Source organism: Pantoea alfalfae (genome assembly GCF_019880205.1).
GTDB classification, from domain to species: Bacteria; Pseudomonadota; Gammaproteobacteria; order Enterobacterales; family Enterobacteriaceae; genus Pantoea; species Pantoea alfalfae.
This window is the reverse complement of the sequence record NZ_CP082292.1, coordinates 2,867,057-2,884,871: the sequence shown is the minus strand read 5'-3', so window position 1 is coordinate 2,884,871 and position 17,815 is coordinate 2,867,057. Positions and strand designations below refer to the sequence as shown.

Annotated in this window: 18 protein-coding genes; 16 read left to right on the top strand and 2 right to left on the bottom strand. The window is 56.1% G+C overall.

Annotated elements, in window-relative coordinates; all coding sequences use genetic code 11:
• The first annotated feature begins 26 nt into the window (after positions 1-26).
• A complete protein-coding gene (gene pgm / locus K6R05_RS13545; RefSeq protein WP_222924360.1) occupies positions 27-1,667 on the top strand; it encodes a phosphoglucomutase (alpha-D-glucose-1,6-bisphosphate-dependent) in 1,641 nt (546 codons plus the stop codon).
• Between the two features lie 348 nt (positions 1,668-2,015).
• Here the strand turns inward: pgm and kdpE are convergent, their stop codons facing one another.
• On the bottom strand, positions 2,016-2,690 hold the full coding sequence (kdpE, locus tag K6R05_RS13540; RefSeq protein ID WP_222924359.1) for a two-component system response regulator KdpE: 675 nt from the start codon (positions 2,688-2,690) through the stop codon (positions 2,016-2,018).
• Between the two features lie 257 nt (positions 2,691-2,947).
• Here kdpE and K6R05_RS13535 point away from each other — a divergent pair, with 257 nt between their 5' ends.
• From K6R05_RS13535 to nei, 11 genes are all read left to right on the top strand, one after another.
• On the top strand, positions 2,948-3,148 hold the full coding sequence (locus K6R05_RS13535) for a DUF2517 family protein (RefSeq protein WP_013357130.1): 201 nt from the start codon (positions 2,948-2,950) through the stop codon (positions 3,146-3,148).
• Positions 3,149-3,302: 154 nt separating this feature from the next.
• Positions 3,303-4,259 (top strand): YbgA family protein, encoded by a 957-nt coding sequence (locus K6R05_RS13530; protein WP_161732118.1) that lies wholly within the window; start codon positions 3,303-3,305, stop codon positions 4,257-4,259.
• 12 nt (positions 4,260-4,271) lie between these two features.
• Positions 4,272-5,696, top strand: a complete 1,425-nt coding sequence (gene phrB, locus K6R05_RS13525; RefSeq protein WP_161732120.1) for a deoxyribodipyrimidine photo-lyase — start codon at positions 4,272-4,274, stop codon at positions 5,694-5,696.
• Positions 5,697-5,714: 18 nt separating this feature from the next.
• Entirely contained in the window at positions 5,715-6,458 is a 744-nt protein-coding gene (locus K6R05_RS13520) for a type 2 GTP cyclohydrolase I (RefSeq protein WP_222924358.1), read from the top strand.
• Positions 6,459-6,617: 159 nt separating this feature from the next.
• Complete coding sequence (pxpB, locus tag K6R05_RS13515) at positions 6,618-7,274, top strand: 5-oxoprolinase subunit PxpB (protein ID WP_161732124.1); 657 nt, start codon at positions 6,618-6,620, stop codon at positions 7,272-7,274.
• Positions 7,268-8,197: a 5-oxoprolinase subunit PxpC gene (gene pxpC, locus K6R05_RS13510; RefSeq protein ID WP_161732126.1), complete on the top strand. Its 930-nt coding sequence runs from the start codon at positions 7,268-7,270 to the stop codon at positions 8,195-8,197. Before pxpB ends, pxpC begins: the two co-directional genes overlap by 7 nt.
• Positions 8,187-8,924 (top strand): 5-oxoprolinase subunit PxpA, encoded by a 738-nt coding sequence (pxpA, locus tag K6R05_RS13505; RefSeq protein ID WP_161732129.1) that lies wholly within the window; start codon positions 8,187-8,189, stop codon positions 8,922-8,924. The genes pxpC and pxpA overlap by 11 nt, the downstream gene beginning before the upstream one ends.
• Before the next feature lie 52 nt (positions 8,925-8,976).
• Positions 8,977-9,705, top strand: a complete 729-nt coding sequence (locus tag K6R05_RS13500; RefSeq protein ID WP_161732131.1) for a DUF969 domain-containing protein — start codon at positions 8,977-8,979, stop codon at positions 9,703-9,705.
• Positions 9,705-10,721 carry a DUF979 domain-containing protein gene (locus tag K6R05_RS13495; protein ID WP_222924357.1) on the top strand — a complete coding sequence of 339 codons (1,017 nt, stop codon included), beginning with the start codon at positions 9,705-9,707 and terminating at the stop codon, positions 10,719-10,721. Before K6R05_RS13500 ends, K6R05_RS13495 begins: the two co-directional genes overlap by 1 nt.
• A gap of 6 nt (positions 10,722-10,727) precedes the next feature.
• Complete coding sequence (gene pcp / locus K6R05_RS13490) at positions 10,728-11,375, top strand: pyroglutamyl-peptidase I (protein ID WP_222924355.1); 648 nt, start codon at positions 10,728-10,730, stop codon at positions 11,373-11,375.
• An 11-nt stretch (positions 11,376-11,386) separates the two neighbouring features.
• Entirely contained in the window at positions 11,387-12,175 is a 789-nt protein-coding gene (nei, locus tag K6R05_RS13485) for an endonuclease VIII (protein WP_161732137.1), read from the top strand.
• A gap of 367 nt (positions 12,176-12,542) precedes the next feature.
• Here the strand turns inward: nei and K6R05_RS13480 are convergent, their stop codons facing one another.
• Entirely contained in the window at positions 12,543-13,826 is a 1,284-nt protein-coding gene (locus tag K6R05_RS13480; protein WP_033731874.1) for a citrate synthase, read from the bottom strand.
• A gap of 632 nt (positions 13,827-14,458) precedes the next feature.
• Here K6R05_RS13480 and sdhC point away from each other — a divergent pair.
• Genes sdhC through K6R05_RS13460 form a run of 4 tightly spaced genes read left to right on the top strand, consistent with a single transcriptional unit; the run spans position 14,459 to position 17,687 of the window.
• Positions 14,459-14,848, top strand: coding sequence for a succinate dehydrogenase cytochrome b556 subunit (sdhC, locus tag K6R05_RS13475; protein ID WP_029519433.1), 390 nt, complete (start codon positions 14,459-14,461; stop codon positions 14,846-14,848).
• Positions 14,842-15,189, top strand: a complete 348-nt coding sequence (sdhD, locus tag K6R05_RS13470) for a succinate dehydrogenase membrane anchor subunit (RefSeq protein ID WP_009091417.1) — start codon at positions 14,842-14,844, stop codon at positions 15,187-15,189. Before sdhC ends, sdhD begins: the two co-directional genes overlap by 7 nt.
• Positions 15,190-16,956 (top strand): succinate dehydrogenase flavoprotein subunit, encoded by a 1,767-nt coding sequence (sdhA, locus tag K6R05_RS13465; RefSeq protein WP_161732139.1) that lies wholly within the window; start codon positions 15,190-15,192, stop codon positions 16,954-16,956.
• Between the two features lie 14 nt (positions 16,957-16,970).
• Positions 16,971-17,687, top strand: coding sequence for a succinate dehydrogenase iron-sulfur subunit (locus K6R05_RS13460; RefSeq protein WP_222924353.1), 717 nt, complete (start codon positions 16,971-16,973; stop codon positions 17,685-17,687).
• Positions 17,688-17,815: the final 128 nt, after the last annotated feature.

Here is a 17,815-nt window from a genome sequence, read left to right as displayed (position 1 = left end):
AACTTAAGCGTCAGGGAGCAGCGCCAATGGCCAATCACCCACGTGCCGGGCAACCCGCCCAGCAGAGCGATTTGATTAACGTTGCACAATTAACGTCACAATATTATGTCCTGCAGCCCGATGTGGCGAACCCGGAACACGCGGTGAAATTTGGCACCTCTGGCCATCGTGGCAGTGCAGGGCGTCAGAGCTTCAACGAGATGCACATTCTGGCTATCGCTCAGGCGATTGCTGAAGAGCGTAAAAAGAACGGTATCACCGGGCCTTGCTACGTTGGTAAAGACACCCATGCGCTATCAGAGCCGGCGATCCTGTCGGTGCTGGAAGTGCTGGCGGCGAACGGCGTTGATGTGATTGTGCAGCAGGACAATGGCTATACGCCGACCCCTGCAATCTCGAACGCGATTCTTGAGCACAACAAAGCGGGTGGACCGCTGGCTGACGGTATCGTCATCACACCATCGCACAACCCACCGGAAGATGGCGGCATCAAGTACAACCCACCTAACGGGGGACCGGCTGATACCAACGTCACCAAAGTGGTGGAAGATCGCGCCAATCAGCTGATCAAAGATGGGCTGAAAGAGGTGAAACGTCTGCCGCTGGAACAGGCGATGGCGAGTGGCCACGTGGTCGAGAAAGATCTCATCCAGCCTTACGTTGAAGGTCTGGCAGAGATTATCGACTTCCCGGCGATCCAGAAAGCAGGTCTGAAGCTGGGTGTTGATCCCCTGGGCGGTTCCGGTATTGCTTACTGGCAGCGTATTGCTGAGCATTATAAGCTGGATCTGACGCTGGTGAACGACGCAGTCGATCAGACCTTCCGCTTTATGCATCTGGATAAAGATGGTGTTGTGCGCATGGACTGCTCGTCTGAAAGCGCAATGGCAGGTCTGCTGGCCTACCGTGACAAGTTTGATCTGGCGTTCGGCAACGATCCCGATTATGACCGTCACGGCATTGTGACCCCGGCGGGTCTGATGAATCCAAACCACTATCTGGCGGTCGCGATCAACTATCTGTTCCAGCATCGTCCACAATGGGGCCAGGATGTTGCCGTGGGTAAAACCCTGGTGTCCAGCGCCATGATTGACCGTGTCGTCAACGACATTGGCCGCAAGCTGGTGGAAGTGCCGGTTGGCTTCAAATGGTTTGTTGATGGTCTGTATGACGGCAGTTTTGGTTTCGGCGGCGAAGAGAGCGCGGGTGCTTCATTCCTGCGTTTCGACGGCACGCCATGGTCAACGGACAAAGATGGCATCATCATGTGTCTGCTGGCGGCTGAAATTACCGCCGTGACCGGTAAAAACCCGCAGCAGCACTATGATGATCTGGCCGCGCGCTTCGGCGCACCAAGCTACAACCGTCTGCAGGCATCCGCCACTTCGGCGCAGAAAGCTGCGCTGTCGAAGCTGTCACCAGAGATGGTGAGCGCAGATACGCTGGCGGGTGATCCCATCACCGCGCGCCTGACGGCAGCACCAGGTAACGGTGCTTCAATCGGCGGTCTGAAAGTGATGACGGAGAATGGCTGGTTTGCGGCCCGTCCATCAGGCACCGAAGACGCTTACAAAATCTACTGTGAAAGCTTCCTGGGCGCAGAACATCGCGCGCAGATTGAGAAAGAAGCCGTAGAGATTGTTAGTGAAGTGCTGAAAAACGCCTGATTAGTCGGTCAGATAAAGAGGCGCATCGCGCGCCTCAGAGCTGCTGACAAACTCACATCAGGGTAAATCTGACCGCAACGGATTTATTTAACGCGCAGGGAGCAGGGTCAGAAGAGGAAAGCGTCACACGCCATGGACAAAAACGCCGGGAGCGTTTTTGAATAACGCAAAGCGTTAGCCCGGCAACGGTCGCACCTCACGGATGAGGTGCGTAATCGCGTGGGCCGAGCTGGTCATGGATTAGCTTTAGCGTCTTTCCGATCTGACCCTGTTTCCTGAGCAAGCTCGGTCTCACAGCGAACCGGGCCAGAATTTGTTGACAGTCTCAGGCGCCTCTGGCGCCTTTTTTTATGGCATAAAGCGATAGCCGATCCCGGTTTCGGTCAGCAGATGCGCCGGTTGGGTTGGATTCGCTTCCAGCTTCTGGCGCAGATGACCCATATAGATGCGCAGATAATGGCTGTGCTCAACCGCATTGGGTCCCCAGACCTGGCTCAGCAGCTGCCGCTGCGTCAGCACCTTGCCGGCATTATTCAGTAGAATACTCAACAGACGAAACTCAATCGGGGTGAGGTGAATCTCACTGCCGCCGCGCTGTACCCGCCGTGCGGCAAAATCGACACTCACGTCGGCAAAGTGAATCCTGGCATCAGGCTGCTGGCCACTGTGCCGGCGCAGCGCCACCCGCACGCGCGCCAGCAGTTCGCCCACGCCGAACGGTTTGGTCAGATAGTCATCGGCCCCTGCATCCAGTGCGGCAATCTTATCCTGCTCATCACTGCGCGCCGACAGTACAATCACCGGGATAGCGCTCCACTGGCGCAGGTCGCGAATAAAATCGGTGCCATCTCCATCAGGCAGGCCAAGATCGAGGATCACAAGGTCTGGCTTGCGGGTCGCCGCTTCAATTAGTCCGCGCTGCAGCGTATCGGCATCAAACACCTTCAGATCTTCATTTTCCAGCGCCAGCCGGACAAAGCGGCGGATCTCTTTTTCATCTTCAACGATCAAAACCGTGGTCACGCAATACCTGCCTTGAGTGAGGGCCGAAGCGCTACTTTATCAATATTTTATGCTGCCGTCCGCGCACTTCATCTTTCGGATACTCAAACCCTCCTGTAACCTGGCGGTAACTTATCTGTAACTAAATTACAGGTTAATTCTTAAACAGCAAAAATAGCGACAATTAAGTGGTCAGATGAGTAGTAAAATTACACTATCTGGCGTAAAGTTGAACACAGATCACATTCGCACACTTTAACTTACCGGGAGGAGAAACCATGTATCAGGCTTATCCACGTTATAAAATACTCGCACGCCGTACGCTGGTGGTTCTTCTCGGCGTTCTGGCTCTGCCTGTCATGTTGTTCCGACAGGATCGGGCGCGTTTCTACAGCTATCTGCATCGCGTCTGGTGTAAGACCAGTGCAAAGCCGGTCTGGCTGGCGCAGTCTGAAGCCGGTGGTGGCGCATTCTGGTAATGCGTCCTGCCACAGAACAGGCCTGGTCATCTGACCGGGCTTTTTTTTGCGTTTTTTCTGAGAATAAGCGGTCCGGAACCGCGTTTTACCCCTTTATTCCTGGCCATTTTGCGCTACACTTAAACCTCTACAAGATTTTAGAGGTTGTACAAGTATGAGCAAAAAAATCCCCGTTGGAATCAGTGCATGCCTGCTCGGCGATAGCGTGAGGTTTGATGGTGGCCATAAGCGTCTTACTTTTGCGACTGAGGATCTTACGCCATTTGTCCGCTTTGAGCCGATCTGTCCTGAAATGGCGATTGGACTGCCTACGCCGCGTCCGGCATTGCGTCTGGTTAAGCAGGGCGATGATGAGTTGCATCTTTGCTTCAGCAAAGACGGCGGTGAAGAAGTCACTGCTCAGATGCGTAACTGGTCTGCCGAGCGGGTCAAATCGCTGCATCATCTCTCCGGTTATATCCTGTGCGCCAAATCGCCCAGCTGTGGGATGGAGCGCGTGCGGGTCTACGAGCCTGACAACAACAACAACCGAAAAGTGGGCACCGGTATTTTTGCGGAGTTCCTGCAGCGTGAAATGCCCTGGCTGCCGCTGGAAGAAGATGGACGCCTGCACGATCCCGCCCTGCGTGAAAACTTTATTGGTCGTATCTGCGCACTGCACGAATTTAATCAGATGTGGGAAAACGGCCTGACCCGTCAGGGACTGATCGGCTTCCACAGTCGTTACAAACTGATGATGCTGGCGCACTCGCAGGAGAAATATCGCGAACTGGGGCCCTTTGTCGCCTCGATGAGCGAGTGGGACTCGCTGGATGCCTTTGCCTTTGAGTACCGTAATCGCATGATGGAACTGATGTCACGTCCCGCCTCACGTCGCAATCACACCAATGTGCTGATGCATGTGCAGGGCTACTTCCGCACGCATCTGAGTTCACCGCAGCGCCAGGAGCTGGCAACGCTGATTGACCGCTATCGTCAGGGCACACAGCCGCTACTGGTACCGATTACCATTCTTAAGCACTACATGGCCGAGTTCCCACATCCGTGGCTGGCACAGCAGCGCTATTTCGATCCCTATCCCGAAGCCTTGCGCTTACGCTACGGACAGTAATTCAGGAGGCGTATGACCACCCATCTGGTCTGGCTGCGTAATGATTTACGCATCAATGATAACCTGGCGCTCCACGCTGCCTGCAGCGACAGCAAAGCGAAAGTGATGGCGCTCTTCCTCGCTACGCCAGAACAGTGGCAGCAGCATGATATGTCCCCCAGGCAGGCGGCGTTTATTCACGCCAGTCTGTTGCAGGTGCAAAGTGCGCTGGCTGAGCGGGGCATTGAGTTGCACTATCAGGCGTGTCACGCCTTCAGCGACAGTATTGATGTGCTGGCAGAATTCTGTGAGAAGCATCAGGTCGATCAGCTCTTCTACAACTATCAGTATGAGGTTAACGAGCGTCAACGCGATGCAGAGGCGGAAAAGCGTCTTGACGATGCGGGCGTGATTTGTCAGGGCTTTGATGACAGCCTGCTGCTGCCACCAGGCAGTGTACAGAGTGGCGATCGCACGATGTATAAGGTCTTTACTCCCTTCAGCAAAGCCTTTGTCCGCCGTTTGCAGCAGAGTCTGCCGGAGTGCGTGCCTGCACCTAAGCCGCGCGACGGTGCGCCGCTGAAAACCGCCCCAATCCCTGCGTTTGACTATCTGACCGAAGCCTTTGATGAGGACCTGTTTCCCGCAGGCGAAGCGGCCGCCCTGAAGCGGTTGCGTCATTTCGCCACTCAACCCGTTATCGATTATCCCGCGAAGCGCGATCTTCCGGCGCTGGACGCCACCAGCCGTCTGTCGGTCTATCTGTCAACCGGCGTGCTGTCGCCACGTCAGTGCCTGCATCGCGTGCTGCATGAACATCCCGATGCGCTGGACAACAGTCGCGCATTTACCTGGCTGAACGAGCTGATCTGGCGTGAGTTCTACCGTCATCTGCTGGTGGCTTACCCGGCACTGTGTCGTCACAAGCCCTTTATCGACTGGACGCGTCACGTTGAATGGCAGCGTGACGACGCGCATTTCGAAGCCTGGAAAGCGGGAAAAACCGGCTATCCGATCGTCGATGCTGCAATGCGTCAGATGAAGGCGCTGGGCTGGATGCACAACCGTTTACGTATGATCACCGCCAGTTTCCTGGTCAAAGATCTGCTGATCGACTGGCGCGAAGGCGAACGCTATTTCATGCAGCAGCTGATTGATGGTGACCTGGCCGCAAACAATGGTGGCTGGCAGTGGGCGGCTTCCACTGGTACAGACTCAGCACCTTATTTCCGCATTTTTAACCCGACCACGCAGGGTGAGCGCTTTGATGAGCAGGGTGAGTTTATCCGTCACTATCTGCCGGAGCTGGCGGACGTCCCTGACAGCCATATTCACCAGCCTCATCTCTGGGCGGAAAAGAACAACAGGAAACTCGATTATCCGGCACCAATCGTGGATCATAAGGCAGCCCGTAAAAAGACATTAGACGCCTTTGAGCGCGCCAAAAGCGCCGCCTGAGGCCTCGAAGGAGCCTGAATGAATCATTACGAATTAGAGACATTGATCAATAAGCACCTCGATAGCCATAGCTTCAGTGATTATGCCCCCAACGGTTTGCAGGTTGAGGGACGTAACGAAGTCAGAACGATTATTACCGGTGTGACGGCCTGTCAGGCCCTGCTGGATGAGGCAGTCACACGTCAGGCCGATGCAATAATCGTCCATCATGGCTACTTCTGGAAAAGTGAACCGGCCGCGATTAAAGGCATGAAGCGCCGCCGTCTGCGGACGCTGCTGGCTAACGATATAAATCTCTATGGCTGGCACCTGCCGCTTGATGCGCATTCAGAACTGGGCAACAACGCCCAGCTGGCCAGACTGCTGGATATTGACGTACGTGGCGAAATCATGCCGCTGGTGTTCTGGGGTGAGCTGGCTGAGCCGATCTCGGGTGAACAGCTGGCCCGCCGAATCGGCGATAAGCTGGGGCGTGAACCGCTGTATTGTGGTGATAACGCACCCGCGCTGATTCGTCGTATCGCCTGGTGCAGCGGTGGCGGACAGGGCTTTATCGACCATGCTGCCGCTGCGGGCGTTGATGCCTACATCACCGGTGAAGTCTCTGAACAGACCATTCATAGTGCACGCGAGCAGGGGGTGCATTTCTTTGCCGCAGGCCATCACGCCACCGAGCGTGGCGGCGTAAAAGCGCTGGGTGAGTGGCTGGCACAACACCACAATCTTGACGTGACCTTCATCGATATACCTAATCCTGCCTGATTGTTTCTTCTGTCCTGCGCGCCTGCGCAGGACCTAAATCTGTTGACACATCCCTGCCACTTTCGCATAACTATTTGCTTTAAGTAGATAAGCCATCGGCTGATCGGGGCATCCGGTCAGGTCGGCCAGGCACGATCTCAATCAGGCAGGAGGTAGCTGTTGCAACGAGCACGGTGTTATTTATTGGGTGAACGCGCTGTCGTGCTGGAGCTGGAGCCGCCGGTCTCACTGGAGAGTCAGCAACGTATCTGGGGACTGAACCAGCGACTGCAGTCGTTTGCGGACGTGCTGGAGGTCATTCCCGGCATGAACAACATCACCCTGATCCTGCGTGATCCCCAGCAGAGTGCACTGGATGCGATAGAGCGGCTTCAGCGCTGGTGGGAAGAGAGTGAAGCGCAGTTGCCGGAGTCACGTCTGGTAGAGATCCCGGTGATTTACGGCGGCGAACATGGCCCCGATCTGACTGTGGTGGCGGAACATGCCGCGCTGACGCCCGGTCAGGTAGTTGAGCTGCACAGCAGCAGCGAGTATGTGGTGTTTTTTGTCGGTTTTCAGCCCGGTTTTCCCTATCTGGGCGGCCTGGATCCGCGCCTTCACATACCGCGTCGTGCGGAACCGAGAGTTGCGGTACCCGCCGGATCGGTTGGCATCGGCGGCAGCCAGACGGGCGTCTATCCGCTCGCTTCGCCCGGCGGCTGGCAACTGATCGGCCAGACGCGCACCGCGCTGTTTAATCCCCTGCAGCAGCCGCCCACACTGCTCCGTCCCGGTGACAGGGTTCGCTTTGTGCCGCAACAGGAGGGCATATGTTAAACATTCTGCGAGCCGGGCTGGCCGCCACCATCCAGGATGCAGGCCGCTACGGCTGGCGTCAGTATGGCATCAGCCCCGGCGGCGTGCTGGATCATCCCGCGATGTTCACCGCTAACGTGCTGGTGGGCAATGCGCCTGATAGCGCGGTGCTGGAGCTGGTGCTCGGCCAGTTTAAAGCGGAGTTTACCCGCGACGGCTGGTTCGCGCTGACTGGCGCAGGCTGCCATGCGGAGCTGGATGGTCAGCCGGTCTGGACGGGCTGGCGTACCCCGGTGAAACGCGGGCAGGTCCTGTCGCTGGCGATGCCGCAGCGCGGCATGCGCAGCTATCTGGCAGTGCAGGGCGGTTTTGACATCCCTGAGGTGCTCGGCTCAGCCAGCACCGATCTGAAAGCAAAATTTGGCGGATTTCAGGGGCGTACCTTACGGGATGGCGATCAGATCCCGCTGGGTAAACCGACGCGTCAGTTCGATCGCAAAGTCGGGGTGCGGCAACTGCTGTGGGGCAACCGCATCCGCGCACTGCCTGGCCCGGAGTATCACGAGTTCAGTCCCGACGCGCAGCAGGCGTTCTGGCGTACCGCATGGAAACTCAGCCCGCAAAGCAACCGGATGGGATACCGGCTTGAGGGACGTGAGCTTAAACGTGAAAGTCCGCGTGAGCTGCTGTCACATGGTGTGATGCCGGGTGTGATTCAGGTGCCGCCGAATGGACAGCCTATCGTGCTGATGGCGGATGCCCAGACCACCGGCGGCTATCCGCGTATCGCCTCCGTCATCGAAGCCGATCTCTACCATCTGGCGCAAATCCGCCTCGGTGAGCCGATTCACTTTATTCACTGCACGCTGCCGGAAGCGATGCTGGCACGCCAGCATCAGCAACGCGCGCTGGACCAGATGAAATGGGGACTCCATGAAAATTGATTTAAACGCCGACCTGGGCGAAGGCTGTGCCAGCGATCAGGCGTTGCTGGAGCTGGTGAGTTCCGCCAACATCGCCTGTGGCTTTCACGCAGGGGATGCGCAGACCATGCTGCAGTCGGTGCGCTGGGCGCACGCATGCGGCGTCGCTATCGGCGCGCATCCTGCTTTCCCCGATCGGGAGAACTTTGGCCGCAGTGCCATGCAACTGCCACCTGAAACGGTCTATGCCCAGATGATCTACCAGATTGGCGCGCTGAAAAGCCTGGCAGAGAGCGAAGGTGCGCGGCTGGTTCACGTTAAGCCGCACGGCATGCTCTATAACCAGGCCGCGGCTGATCCGGTGCTGGCAGACGCCATTGCCCGCGCCATCCGTGCTGTCGACAGTCAGCTGATTGTGGTGGGACTGGCGAACAGCGAATCGATACGTGCCGCGTCGCACTACGACTTACGCACGCGGGAAGAGGTCTTTGCCGATCGTGGCTATCTCAGCAGCGGTGCGCTGGTGCCGCGCAGCGAGCCCGGCGCACTGATTGACGATGAGCAGCAGGCTATCGATCAGACGCTGACGATGGTGCAGCAGGGCAAAGTGAAAAGTATCACAGGAGAATGGGTGGCAGTGAATGCGCAGACCGTCTGCTTACATGGCGACGGCGCACACGCCCTGCAGTTTGCCCAGCGGTTGCGTGATGCGTTTGCCAAACAGCAGATCCGTGTCACCAGCGCCTGAAAACAACACTTAGCCCGGCTTATGTCGGGTTTTTTAACTCTGGGGGAAATCCATGGAAAGTGCAGTGAATCTCTGGCCTTTACTGGGCATTGCCGCGATCGTTGTCGGCTTCGTATTACGTTTTAACCCGGTGCTGGTGGTAATTGTCGCCGGATTTGTGACCGGTCTGGCGGCGATGATGCCGCTGGCTGACATTCTGGAAAAGCTTGGCGCGGGGTTTCTTAACACCCGTAACCTGCCGCTGATTCTGCTGCTGCCACTGGCGGTCATTGGGCTGCTGGAGCGTCACGGGCTGAAGGAGCGGGCACAGGCGTGGATTGCTCAGATCAAAACCGCCACCGCCGGACGTCTGCTGATTGTCTACCTGTTTGTGCGTGAAATCACGGCGGCACTGGGGTTAACCAGTCTCGGCGGACATCCGCAGATGGTGCGTCCATTGCTCGCACCGATGGCAGAAGGCGCCACTGAAAACCGCTACGGCGAAATCACACCTGAGCTGCGGCACAAGCTGCGTGCCATGTCAGCAGCCACCGACAACGTCGGCCTGTTCTTTGGTGAGGATATCTTCGTGGCGTTTGGTGCGATTATTTTTATGCACAACTTCATGCAGGAGTCGGCCGGGATTCAGACCGAACCGCTGCACATTGCGTTATGGGGCATTCCGACCGCTGTAGCCGCGTTCCTGATCCACTCGGCACGTCTGGTGCGACTCGATCGTCAGCTGGCGCGTGAGCTGCAACAGCTCAACAGCCAGGCGCTGAAAGCCAAAGGAGGTCAGTAATGTTCCAGCAACAATATCTGATGTGGCTGGCAGGCATTATCCTGCTGGTAGTAGCCATCCTCTCCTGGCGTGACAGCGCTAATCCGCGTCGCTTTACCACCGGACTGTTCTGGGCCTTGTATGGCCTGGTATTCCTAGTGGGTGACTGGACGACGCAGCTGATGAGCAGCCTGATGGGCTCGGACGCGGCGGGCACCCGAATGCTGCACATCACTATCGGTGTCATTGTGGTGATAATGGCGCTGATTGCCGGTCTGGGTGGGGTCCGGCTGGGGCGCTATCATCAGCGCAGCGATGAAGAGAAGCAGGCCAGTGCGCTGCGTCTGCGCAACAAACTGTTTCTGCCTGCGCTGGCCATTCCGGTCGTGACCGTGGTCGGCGTGCTGGCGTTTAATCATATTCCCGGTATGCAGGATGTGGTGTTCGGTCCCGGGAATCACGCCACGCTGGTGACATTGTTTTCAATGATGGTCGGCTGTGTCATTGGCTGGCTGGTGGCGTTAAAACTGACCCATGAAAAACCGGTGCAGTCGATGCAGGAGACCCGTCGCCTGCTGGATTCGATTGGCTGGGCCTTTATCCTGCCGCAGATCCTTGCCACCCTGGGACTGCTGTTTACCAGTGCGGGCGTGGGCAGTGCCATTTCGCATCTGACCGAAACCTGGCTGGCGGTGGATAATCGCTTTATCGCGGTAACGGTCTATGCCGTCGGAATGGCGCTGTTAACCATGATCATGGGTAACGCGTTTGCGGCGTTTCCGATTATCACCGCAGGCGTTGGCATCCCGATTCTGGTGCTGCAGCACGGCGGAAATCCGGCAGTGATGGCGGCGATTGGTATGTTTTCCGGCTACTGCGGTACGCTGATGACGCCGATGGCGGCCAACTTCAATATTGTCCCGGCGGCGCTGCTGGAGCTGCCCGATCGTAACGCGGTGATCAAAGCTCAGATTCCAACCGGTGTGCTACTGTTAATCGTTAACATTTTCCTGCTCTATTTCCTGATGTTCCTGTGAGGCTGCATGAAAACTGTCCTGATGACCGCCTTTGAACCCTTTGGCGGTGAAACGATTAATCCCTCCTGGGAAGCGGTGCGCGCACTGGAAGGCAAACAGATTGGCGGGGCGACGATAGTGATCCGTCAGCTGCCGGTGGTGTTCAGTGAGGTACTCCACGTGCTGAACCAGGCGCTGGAAGAGGTCAAACCGGATGCGGTGCTGTCGGTCGGGCAAGCGGGCGGCCGCAGCGACATTACCGTTGAACGTATCGGTATCAATGTCGATGACGCCCGCATCCCGGACAACGCTGGTCATCAGCCGGTGGATGAACCGATTGTGGCTGGCGGCCCGGCAGCCTATTTTTCCCGTCTGCCAATCAAAGCGATTGTTGCCGCGGTGCGTAAAGCGGGCATTCCCGCATCGGTTTCGCAGACGGCGGGCACCTTCACCTGTAACCGGGTGATGTATGGCCTGCTGCACTGGCTGGAGCAGCAGAAGAGTCCGGCGCGCGGTGGCTTTATTCATATTCCTTATCTGCCTGAACAGGCGGCGCTCCATCCTGGTGCGCCGAGCATGGCGGTCGCGACCATTATTCAGGCGCTGGAGATTGCGGTAAACGTCACGCTGGAGACCGGCGACGATATCAAACAGGCTGGCGGCGCCACCCATTAAGAGGAAGAACGATGCCTGAAGGACCGGAAATTCGCCGCGTGGCGGATAAGCTTGAAACTGCCATCGTGGGTCAGCCGTTAACCGAAGCGTGGTTTGCGTTTCCTCAGCTTAAAACTTACGAACCCTCGCTGATTGGTGAGCAGGTGCAGGCGATTGAGACGCGGGGAAAAGCGCTGCTGACACATTTCAGCAATGGCCTGACGCTTTACAGTCATAACCAGCTTTATGGTGTCTGGCGCATCGTGAAACCCGATACTGAACTGAATACCACACGCCAGTTGCGGGTGCGGCTGGCGACGGCGAGCAAAGCGATTCTGCTTTATAGTGCCTCCGATATTGAACTGCTCAACGCAGATACGCTGGCGGCGCATCCGTTTCTGACCCGCATCGGACCGGATGTGCTGAACAGCCAGCTTAGCGTGGAAGAAGTGAAAGAGCGGCTGCTGTCACCCCGTTTCCGGCGGCGGCAGTTCAGTGGTCTGCTGCTGGATCAGGCTTTTCTGGCCGGGCTGGGAAACTACCTGCGCGCCGAGATTCTCTGGCTGGCGCAGCTGCTGCCCAATCATCGGGCGCAGGATCTCACTGAAGATCAGCTGACTGCTTTCAGCGAGGCGCTGCTGTCGGTGCCGCGTCATGCCTATCGGATGCGTGGAACCATGAAGAAATATCATGAGGAAGCAGCGTTTCAGTTTGAGGTTTTTCATCGGCAGGGCAAAAAATGCCGGCGCTGTGGCACAGTGATCGAGAAGGGCACGCTTTCATCACGGCCTTTTTACTGGTGTCCGGGTTGCCAGAGATAGAGGCGGCCGCATTGGGGAACAAAACAGGAAAAGGTTCTTACTGCAAACAGCTGACAAACCCGAATCCGGGAGAGTCCAGCCGCTACGAAGAAGTCTGACGCGCAGGGAATACGGTCAGAGGAGGAAAGCGTCCCGCCGCCCGGATAAAAACGTCGGGAGCGTTTTTGAACAACGCAATGCGTTGGCCCGGCTACGGGCGCACCTCAGGGATGAGGTGCGTAATCGCGCGGGCCGAGCGTGTCATGGATGACGGCTTTTGCGTCTTTCCGATCTGACCAGGTTCTCTACGCAGGCGCGGTATCACAGCCAACCGCCCCGGCTTTAAAGCAACATCAGGCGGAGATCCCTCTCCGCTATCCACTGAGCCTTACTTTTTCAGCTGTGAGCTGAATTCGCGCTCGGTATAACCGGTGTAGAGCTGACGTGGACGGGCAATCTTCATGCCTTCGTCGTGCATCTCTTTCCAGTGGGCAATCCAGCCAACCGTACGGGCCATCGCGAAGATCACCGTAAACATGGACGACGGAATACCCATCGCTTTCAGAATGATACCGGAGTAGAAATCCACGTTTGGATAAAGTTTACGCTCGATGAAGTACGGGTCGTTCAGCGCAATGTGTTCCAGCTCCATCGCCACTTCCAGCAGATCATCCTTCATACCCAGTTCATTCAGAACCTCATGGCAGGTATCGCGCATCACGGTCGCGCGTGGATCGTAATTTTTGTAAACGCGGTGACCAAAGCCCATCAGACGGAATGAATCATTCTTGTCTTTAGCGCGTTTAACAAATTCCGGGATGTGCTCAACGGTGCTGATCTCTTCCAGCATACGCAGAGTCGCTTCGTTGGCACCGCCGTGCGCCGGTCCCCACAGGGAGGCGATCCCGGCGGCGATACAGGCAAACGGATTCGCGCCGCTTGAACCGGCGGTACGTACGGTAGAGGTTGAAGCGTTCTGCTCATGGTCAGCATGCAGAATCAGGATACGGTCCATAGCGCGTTCCAGCACCGGATTCACTTTGTACTCTTCGCACGGCGTAGCAAACATCATATGCAGGAAGTTACCGGCGTAAGAGAGGTCATTGCGTGGATAGACAAACGGCTGGCCGATTGAATATTTGTAACACATCGCTGCCATGGTCGGCATCTTAGAGAGCAGACGGAATGCCGCGATTTCGCGGTGGCGCTCAATGTTTACATCCAGTGAATCGTGGTAAAACGCAGCCAGTGCGCCGGTCACGCCGCACATTACCGCCATAGGATGCGAGTCACGACGGAAGCCGTGGAACAGACGGGTAATCTGCTCATGAATCATGGTGTGGCGGGTAACCGTGGTTCGGAACTCATCAAACTGTTTCTGGTCCGGCGCTTCGCCATTCAGCAGGATGTAGCAGACTTCCAGGTAGTTAGAGTGGGTCGCCAGCTGAGAAATCGGGAAACCACGGTGCAGCAGGATACCTTCATCACCATCGATAAAAGTGATAGCAGATTCACAGGACGCTGTAGACGTAAAACCGGGATCGAAGGTGAACAGGCCACTTGAACCCAGAGCGCGGACATCAACCACATCCTGACCCAGCGTGCCTTTAAGCACGTCCAGTTCAATAGATGTTCCATCTTGCAGGGTTAGCGTTACTTTTTTATCTGTCATTTTCGTCTCCATAGCGCCTTATGTAGGTAAGGATCTTTAGACACCTGAAACGCGTTCATGTTGCGGTTGGCAAAACTACACAGTATCACTCTGCGGGGATAAAGCGGGTGCAGGGTACAGAGTGAGCGACGCGTTCCCAGCGGGAACCGGTGAGCCATGGACATGCTGCATATCGCGGTTGTTAAAGATCCGGTCAGGATATAACTTCTTGGTAACCAATAACCTGATGCTTTTTAATGCTCATTATCGCAATGTTACATAACTTGCGCTTAGGGGAAAGTGTATCCCCATAACTTTTGTGCATCATAGGAATTTACAGGCTTAGTTTGTAACTGAATTGTTGAACTATTGTCAAATCAGATAATTAAAATTGTATCAATTGTGAAAATCGTGAGTAGGATCACTGTTCCACCTAAAATATACCAAAGAGTTTGTAGGGGAATTGTAATCAGAATGTGATCCTCCTATACTCCTGGCAGGTCTCCGGAACACCCTGACACCAGGAGCCACCCAGCGTTTACTACCGCGTCAATTAACACTGGATGTTGCTTGTTTGGTGACGGTTAAGTCTGCCACACGTTGTGATTAGACTCCGCCTCAGGTCCGGAGGAAGCAAAATAAAAAAGAGCTGTGTGGGCAAAACCGTGAAAAAACAAAGACCTGTCAACTTGGATCTCTCGACGATCCGGTTTCCCGTTACTGCAATATCGTCCATTCTTCACCGCGTCTCCGGCGTAATCACTCTGGTTGCCATTGGCATCCTGCTGTGGCTGCTCGGTCTCTCTCTCTCTTCTCCTGAAGGTTTCCAGCACGCTGCATCCATCATGGATGGCTTCTTCGCGAAGTTCATCATGTGGGGCATCTTAACCGCGCTGGCCTATCACGCGGTGAGCGGGATTCGTCATATGTTGATGGATTTTGGTTATCTGGCTGAAACGCTGCAGGTTGGTAAGCGTTCTGCTCATATGACTTTTGTGATCACTGTCGTGCTGGCAATTCTGGCGGGAGTCCTCGTATGGTAAGCAATGCATCCGCATTGGGTCGCAACGGCATTCAGGACTGGCTGCTGCTGCGGGCAACTGCAATTCTCATTACGCTCTACATCGTCTACATCCTCGGTTTCGTTGTGATGACAGACACGCTGACTTATGACCTGTGGCGTGGCTTCTTCGCTTCCGCATTCACTAAAGTGTTCACGCTGCTGACGCTGTTCTCCATTCTGATTCATGGCTGGATCGGCATGTGGCAGGTGTTAACAGACTACGTCAAATCACTGCCAACGCGCTTGTTGTTGCAGTTTGTGATTGTCGTGGCGCTGCTGTGGTATGCGATTTATGGATTTGTTGTGGTGTGGGGTGTGTAAATGAGTTTGCCAATCAGAGAGTTTGATGCCGTGGTGATCGGCGCAGGTGGCGCAGGTATGCGGGCCGCACTGCAAATCTCCCAGGCCGGTCAGAGCTGTGCCCTGTTATCTAAAGTTTTCCCGACCCGTTCCCACACTGTATCTGCGCAGGGCGGTATTACCGTTGCGCTGGGTAATACCCATGAAGATAACTGGGAATGGCATATGTACGACACCGTCAAAGGTTCCGACTACATCGGTGACCAGGACGCGATTGAATATATGTGTAAAACCGGCCCGGAAGCAATTCTGGAACTGGAACACATGGGCCTGCCGTTCTCGCGTCTGGAAGATGGTCGTGTCTATCAGCGTCCGTTTGGTGGTCAGTCGAAGAACTTCGGCGGCGAGCAGGCGGCACGTACCGCTGCAGCAGCTGACCGTACCGGCCACGCCCTGTTGCATACTCTTTACCAGCAGAACCTGAAAAACAAAACCACCATCTTCTCTGAGTGGTATGCACTGGATCTGGTGAAAAACGCCGAGGGCGCAGTGGTGGGTTGTACCGCTATCTGCATCGAAACCGGCGAAACCGTCTATTTCAAAGCAAAAGCGACCATTCTGGCCACCGGCGGCGCGGGCCGTATCTATCAGTCCACCACCAATGCACACATCAACACCGGCGACGGCGTGGGTATGGCACTGCGTGCGGGCGTGCCGGTGCAGGATATGGAGATGTGGCAGTTCCACCCAACCGGTATTGCTGGTGCGGGCGTGCTGGTCACCGAGGGCTGCCGTGGTGAAGGCGGTTATCTGCTGAACAAACATGGCGAACGCTTCATGGAGCGTTATGCGCCAAACGCTAAAGATCTGGCGGGCCGCGACGTGGTTGCGCGCTCAATGATGATTGAAATCCGTGAAGGTCGCGGCTGTGACGGTCCGTGGGGCCCGCACATCAAACTGAAACTCGATCACCTGGGTAAAGAGGTGCTTGAGTCACGTCTGCCTGGCATCCTCGAGCTGTCACGCACCTTTGCTCACGCCGATCCAGTCAAAGAACCTATCCCGGTCATTCCGACCTGCCACTACATGATGGGCGGTATTCCGACTAAAGTGACCGGTCAGGCACTGCGTGTGAATGAGCAGGGTGAAGATGTGGTAATTCCTGGCCTGTTCGCTGTCGGCGAAATTGCCTGCGTATCGGTACACGGTGCCAACCGTCTGGGCGGTAACTCACTGCTCGACCTGGTGGTCTTTGGCCGCGCAGCGGGTCTGCATCTGCTGGAGAGTATTCAGGAGCAGGGCGAACTGCGTGACGCTACGGAAGATGAGATTGCCGTTGCGATGGCGCGCTTCAACCGCTGGGAAAACAATACCACGGGTGAAGACCCGGTTGAGATTCGTAAAGCGCTGCAACGCTGCATGCAGAATAACTTCTCTGTATTCCGCGAAGGCGACGCGATGGCGCAGGGTCTGGAAGAGCTGAAAGAGATTCGCCAGCGTCTGAAATCAGCGCGTCTGGATGACCGCTCACCGGATTTCAACACCCAGCGTATTGAGTGTCTGGAACTGGATAACCTGATGGAAACGGCCTTTGCCACGGCGGTCGCGGCTAACTACCGCACCGAGAGCCGCGGTGCGCACAGTCGCTTCGACTTCCCGGATCGTGATGATGAAAACTGGCTGTGCCACAGTCTTTATGTCCCGGAAACCGAAAGCATGACGCGCCGTGAGGTGAACATGCAGCCGAAACTGCGCGCGGCGTTCCCGCCGAAAGTGCGTACCTACTAATTTCGGAGACGATCATGAGACTCGAGTTTTCAATTTATCGCTACAATCCGGACGTCGATGACAGGCCGCGCATGCAGGATTACACCCTGGAGTCGGAAGATGGTCGCGACATGATGCTGCTGGACGCGCTGATTCGCCTGAAAGAGAAAGATCCGACGCTGGCGTTTCGTCGCTCGTGTCGTGAAGGCGTCTGCGGCTCGGATGGCCTCAACATGAACGGTAAAAACGGACTGGCCTGCATTACGCCGGTCTCGGCACTGGGCAACGGCAAACAGAAAATTGTTATCCGTCCATTGCCAGGTTTACCGGTTGTGCGTGACCTGGTCGTAGACATGAGCCAGTTTTATGCTCAGTATGAGAAAATTAAGCCTTTCCTGTTGAATAATGGGGAAAATCCGCCAGCACGTGAACATCTGCAGATGCCGGAAGAACGTGAACACCTGGATGGCCTGTACGAGTGTATTCTCTGTGCCTGCTGCTCAACCTCATGCCCATCATTCTGGTGGAACCCTGAGAAGTTCATCGGTCCTGCCGGCCTGCTGGCGGCATACCGTTTCCTGATTGACAGCCGCGACACCGAAACGGATGCGCGTCTCGACAATCTGAATGATGCTTTCAGCGTATTCCGCTGTCACAGTATCATGAACTGTGTGAGCGTCTGTCCGAAAGGACTGAACCCGACGCGCGCCATCGGCCATATCAAGTCGATGCTGCTGCAGCGCGGCGCATAAGCAGTCTTCGCCGGGAACCTCAGGTTCCCGGTGTTTTACGGAAGCCTCTGTAAGCGCGGTGATGACCACGTTTACAAAGGTTCCCTTACGGGCCACGCGCGCTGCGCAGAGTGCTCGTATCGCTGAAC

Bases quoted from the DNA above. Each gene is read 5' to 3' on its own strand.
- sdhA (WP_161732139.1), top strand. From the start codon at position 15,190: ATGAGTTTGCCAATCAGAGAGTTTGATGCCGTGGTGATCGGCGCAGGT.
- K6R05_RS13520 (WP_222924358.1), top strand. From the start codon at position 5,715: ATGAATCATTACGAATTAGAGACATTGATCAATAAGCACCTCGATAGC.
- sdhD (WP_009091417.1), top strand. From the start codon at position 14,842: ATGGTAAGCAATGCATCCGCATTGGGTCGCAACGGCATTCAGGACTGG.
- K6R05_RS13500 (WP_161732131.1), top strand. From the start codon at position 8,977: ATGGAAAGTGCAGTGAATCTCTGGCCTTTACTGGGCATTGCCGCGATC.
- nei (WP_161732137.1), top strand. From the start codon at position 11,387: ATGCCTGAAGGACCGGAAATTCGCCGCGTGGCGGATAAGCTTGAAACT.
- pxpC (WP_161732126.1), top strand. From the start codon at position 7,268: ATGTTAAACATTCTGCGAGCCGGGCTGGCCGCCACCATCCAGGATGCA.
- pcp (WP_222924355.1), top strand. From the start codon at position 10,728: ATGAAAACTGTCCTGATGACCGCCTTTGAACCCTTTGGCGGTGAAACG.
- K6R05_RS13460 (WP_222924353.1), top strand. From the start codon at position 16,971: ATGAGACTCGAGTTTTCAATTTATCGCTACAATCCGGACGTCGATGAC.
- K6R05_RS13480 (WP_033731874.1), bottom strand. From the start codon at position 13,826: ATGACAGATAAAAAAGTAACGCTAACCCTGCAAGATGGAACATCTATT.
- K6R05_RS13495 (WP_222924357.1), top strand. From the start codon at position 9,705: ATGTTCCAGCAACAATATCTGATGTGGCTGGCAGGCATTATCCTGCTG.
- K6R05_RS13530 (WP_161732118.1), top strand. From the start codon at position 3,303: ATGAGCAAAAAAATCCCCGTTGGAATCAGTGCATGCCTGCTCGGCGAT.
- pxpA (WP_161732129.1), top strand. From the start codon at position 8,187: ATGAAAATTGATTTAAACGCCGACCTGGGCGAAGGCTGTGCCAGCGAT.
- K6R05_RS13535 (WP_013357130.1), top strand. From the start codon at position 2,948: ATGTATCAGGCTTATCCACGTTATAAAATACTCGCACGCCGTACGCTG.
- phrB (WP_161732120.1), top strand. From the start codon at position 4,272: ATGACCACCCATCTGGTCTGGCTGCGTAATGATTTACGCATCAATGAT.
- pgm (WP_222924360.1), top strand. From the start codon at position 27: ATGGCCAATCACCCACGTGCCGGGCAACCCGCCCAGCAGAGCGATTTG.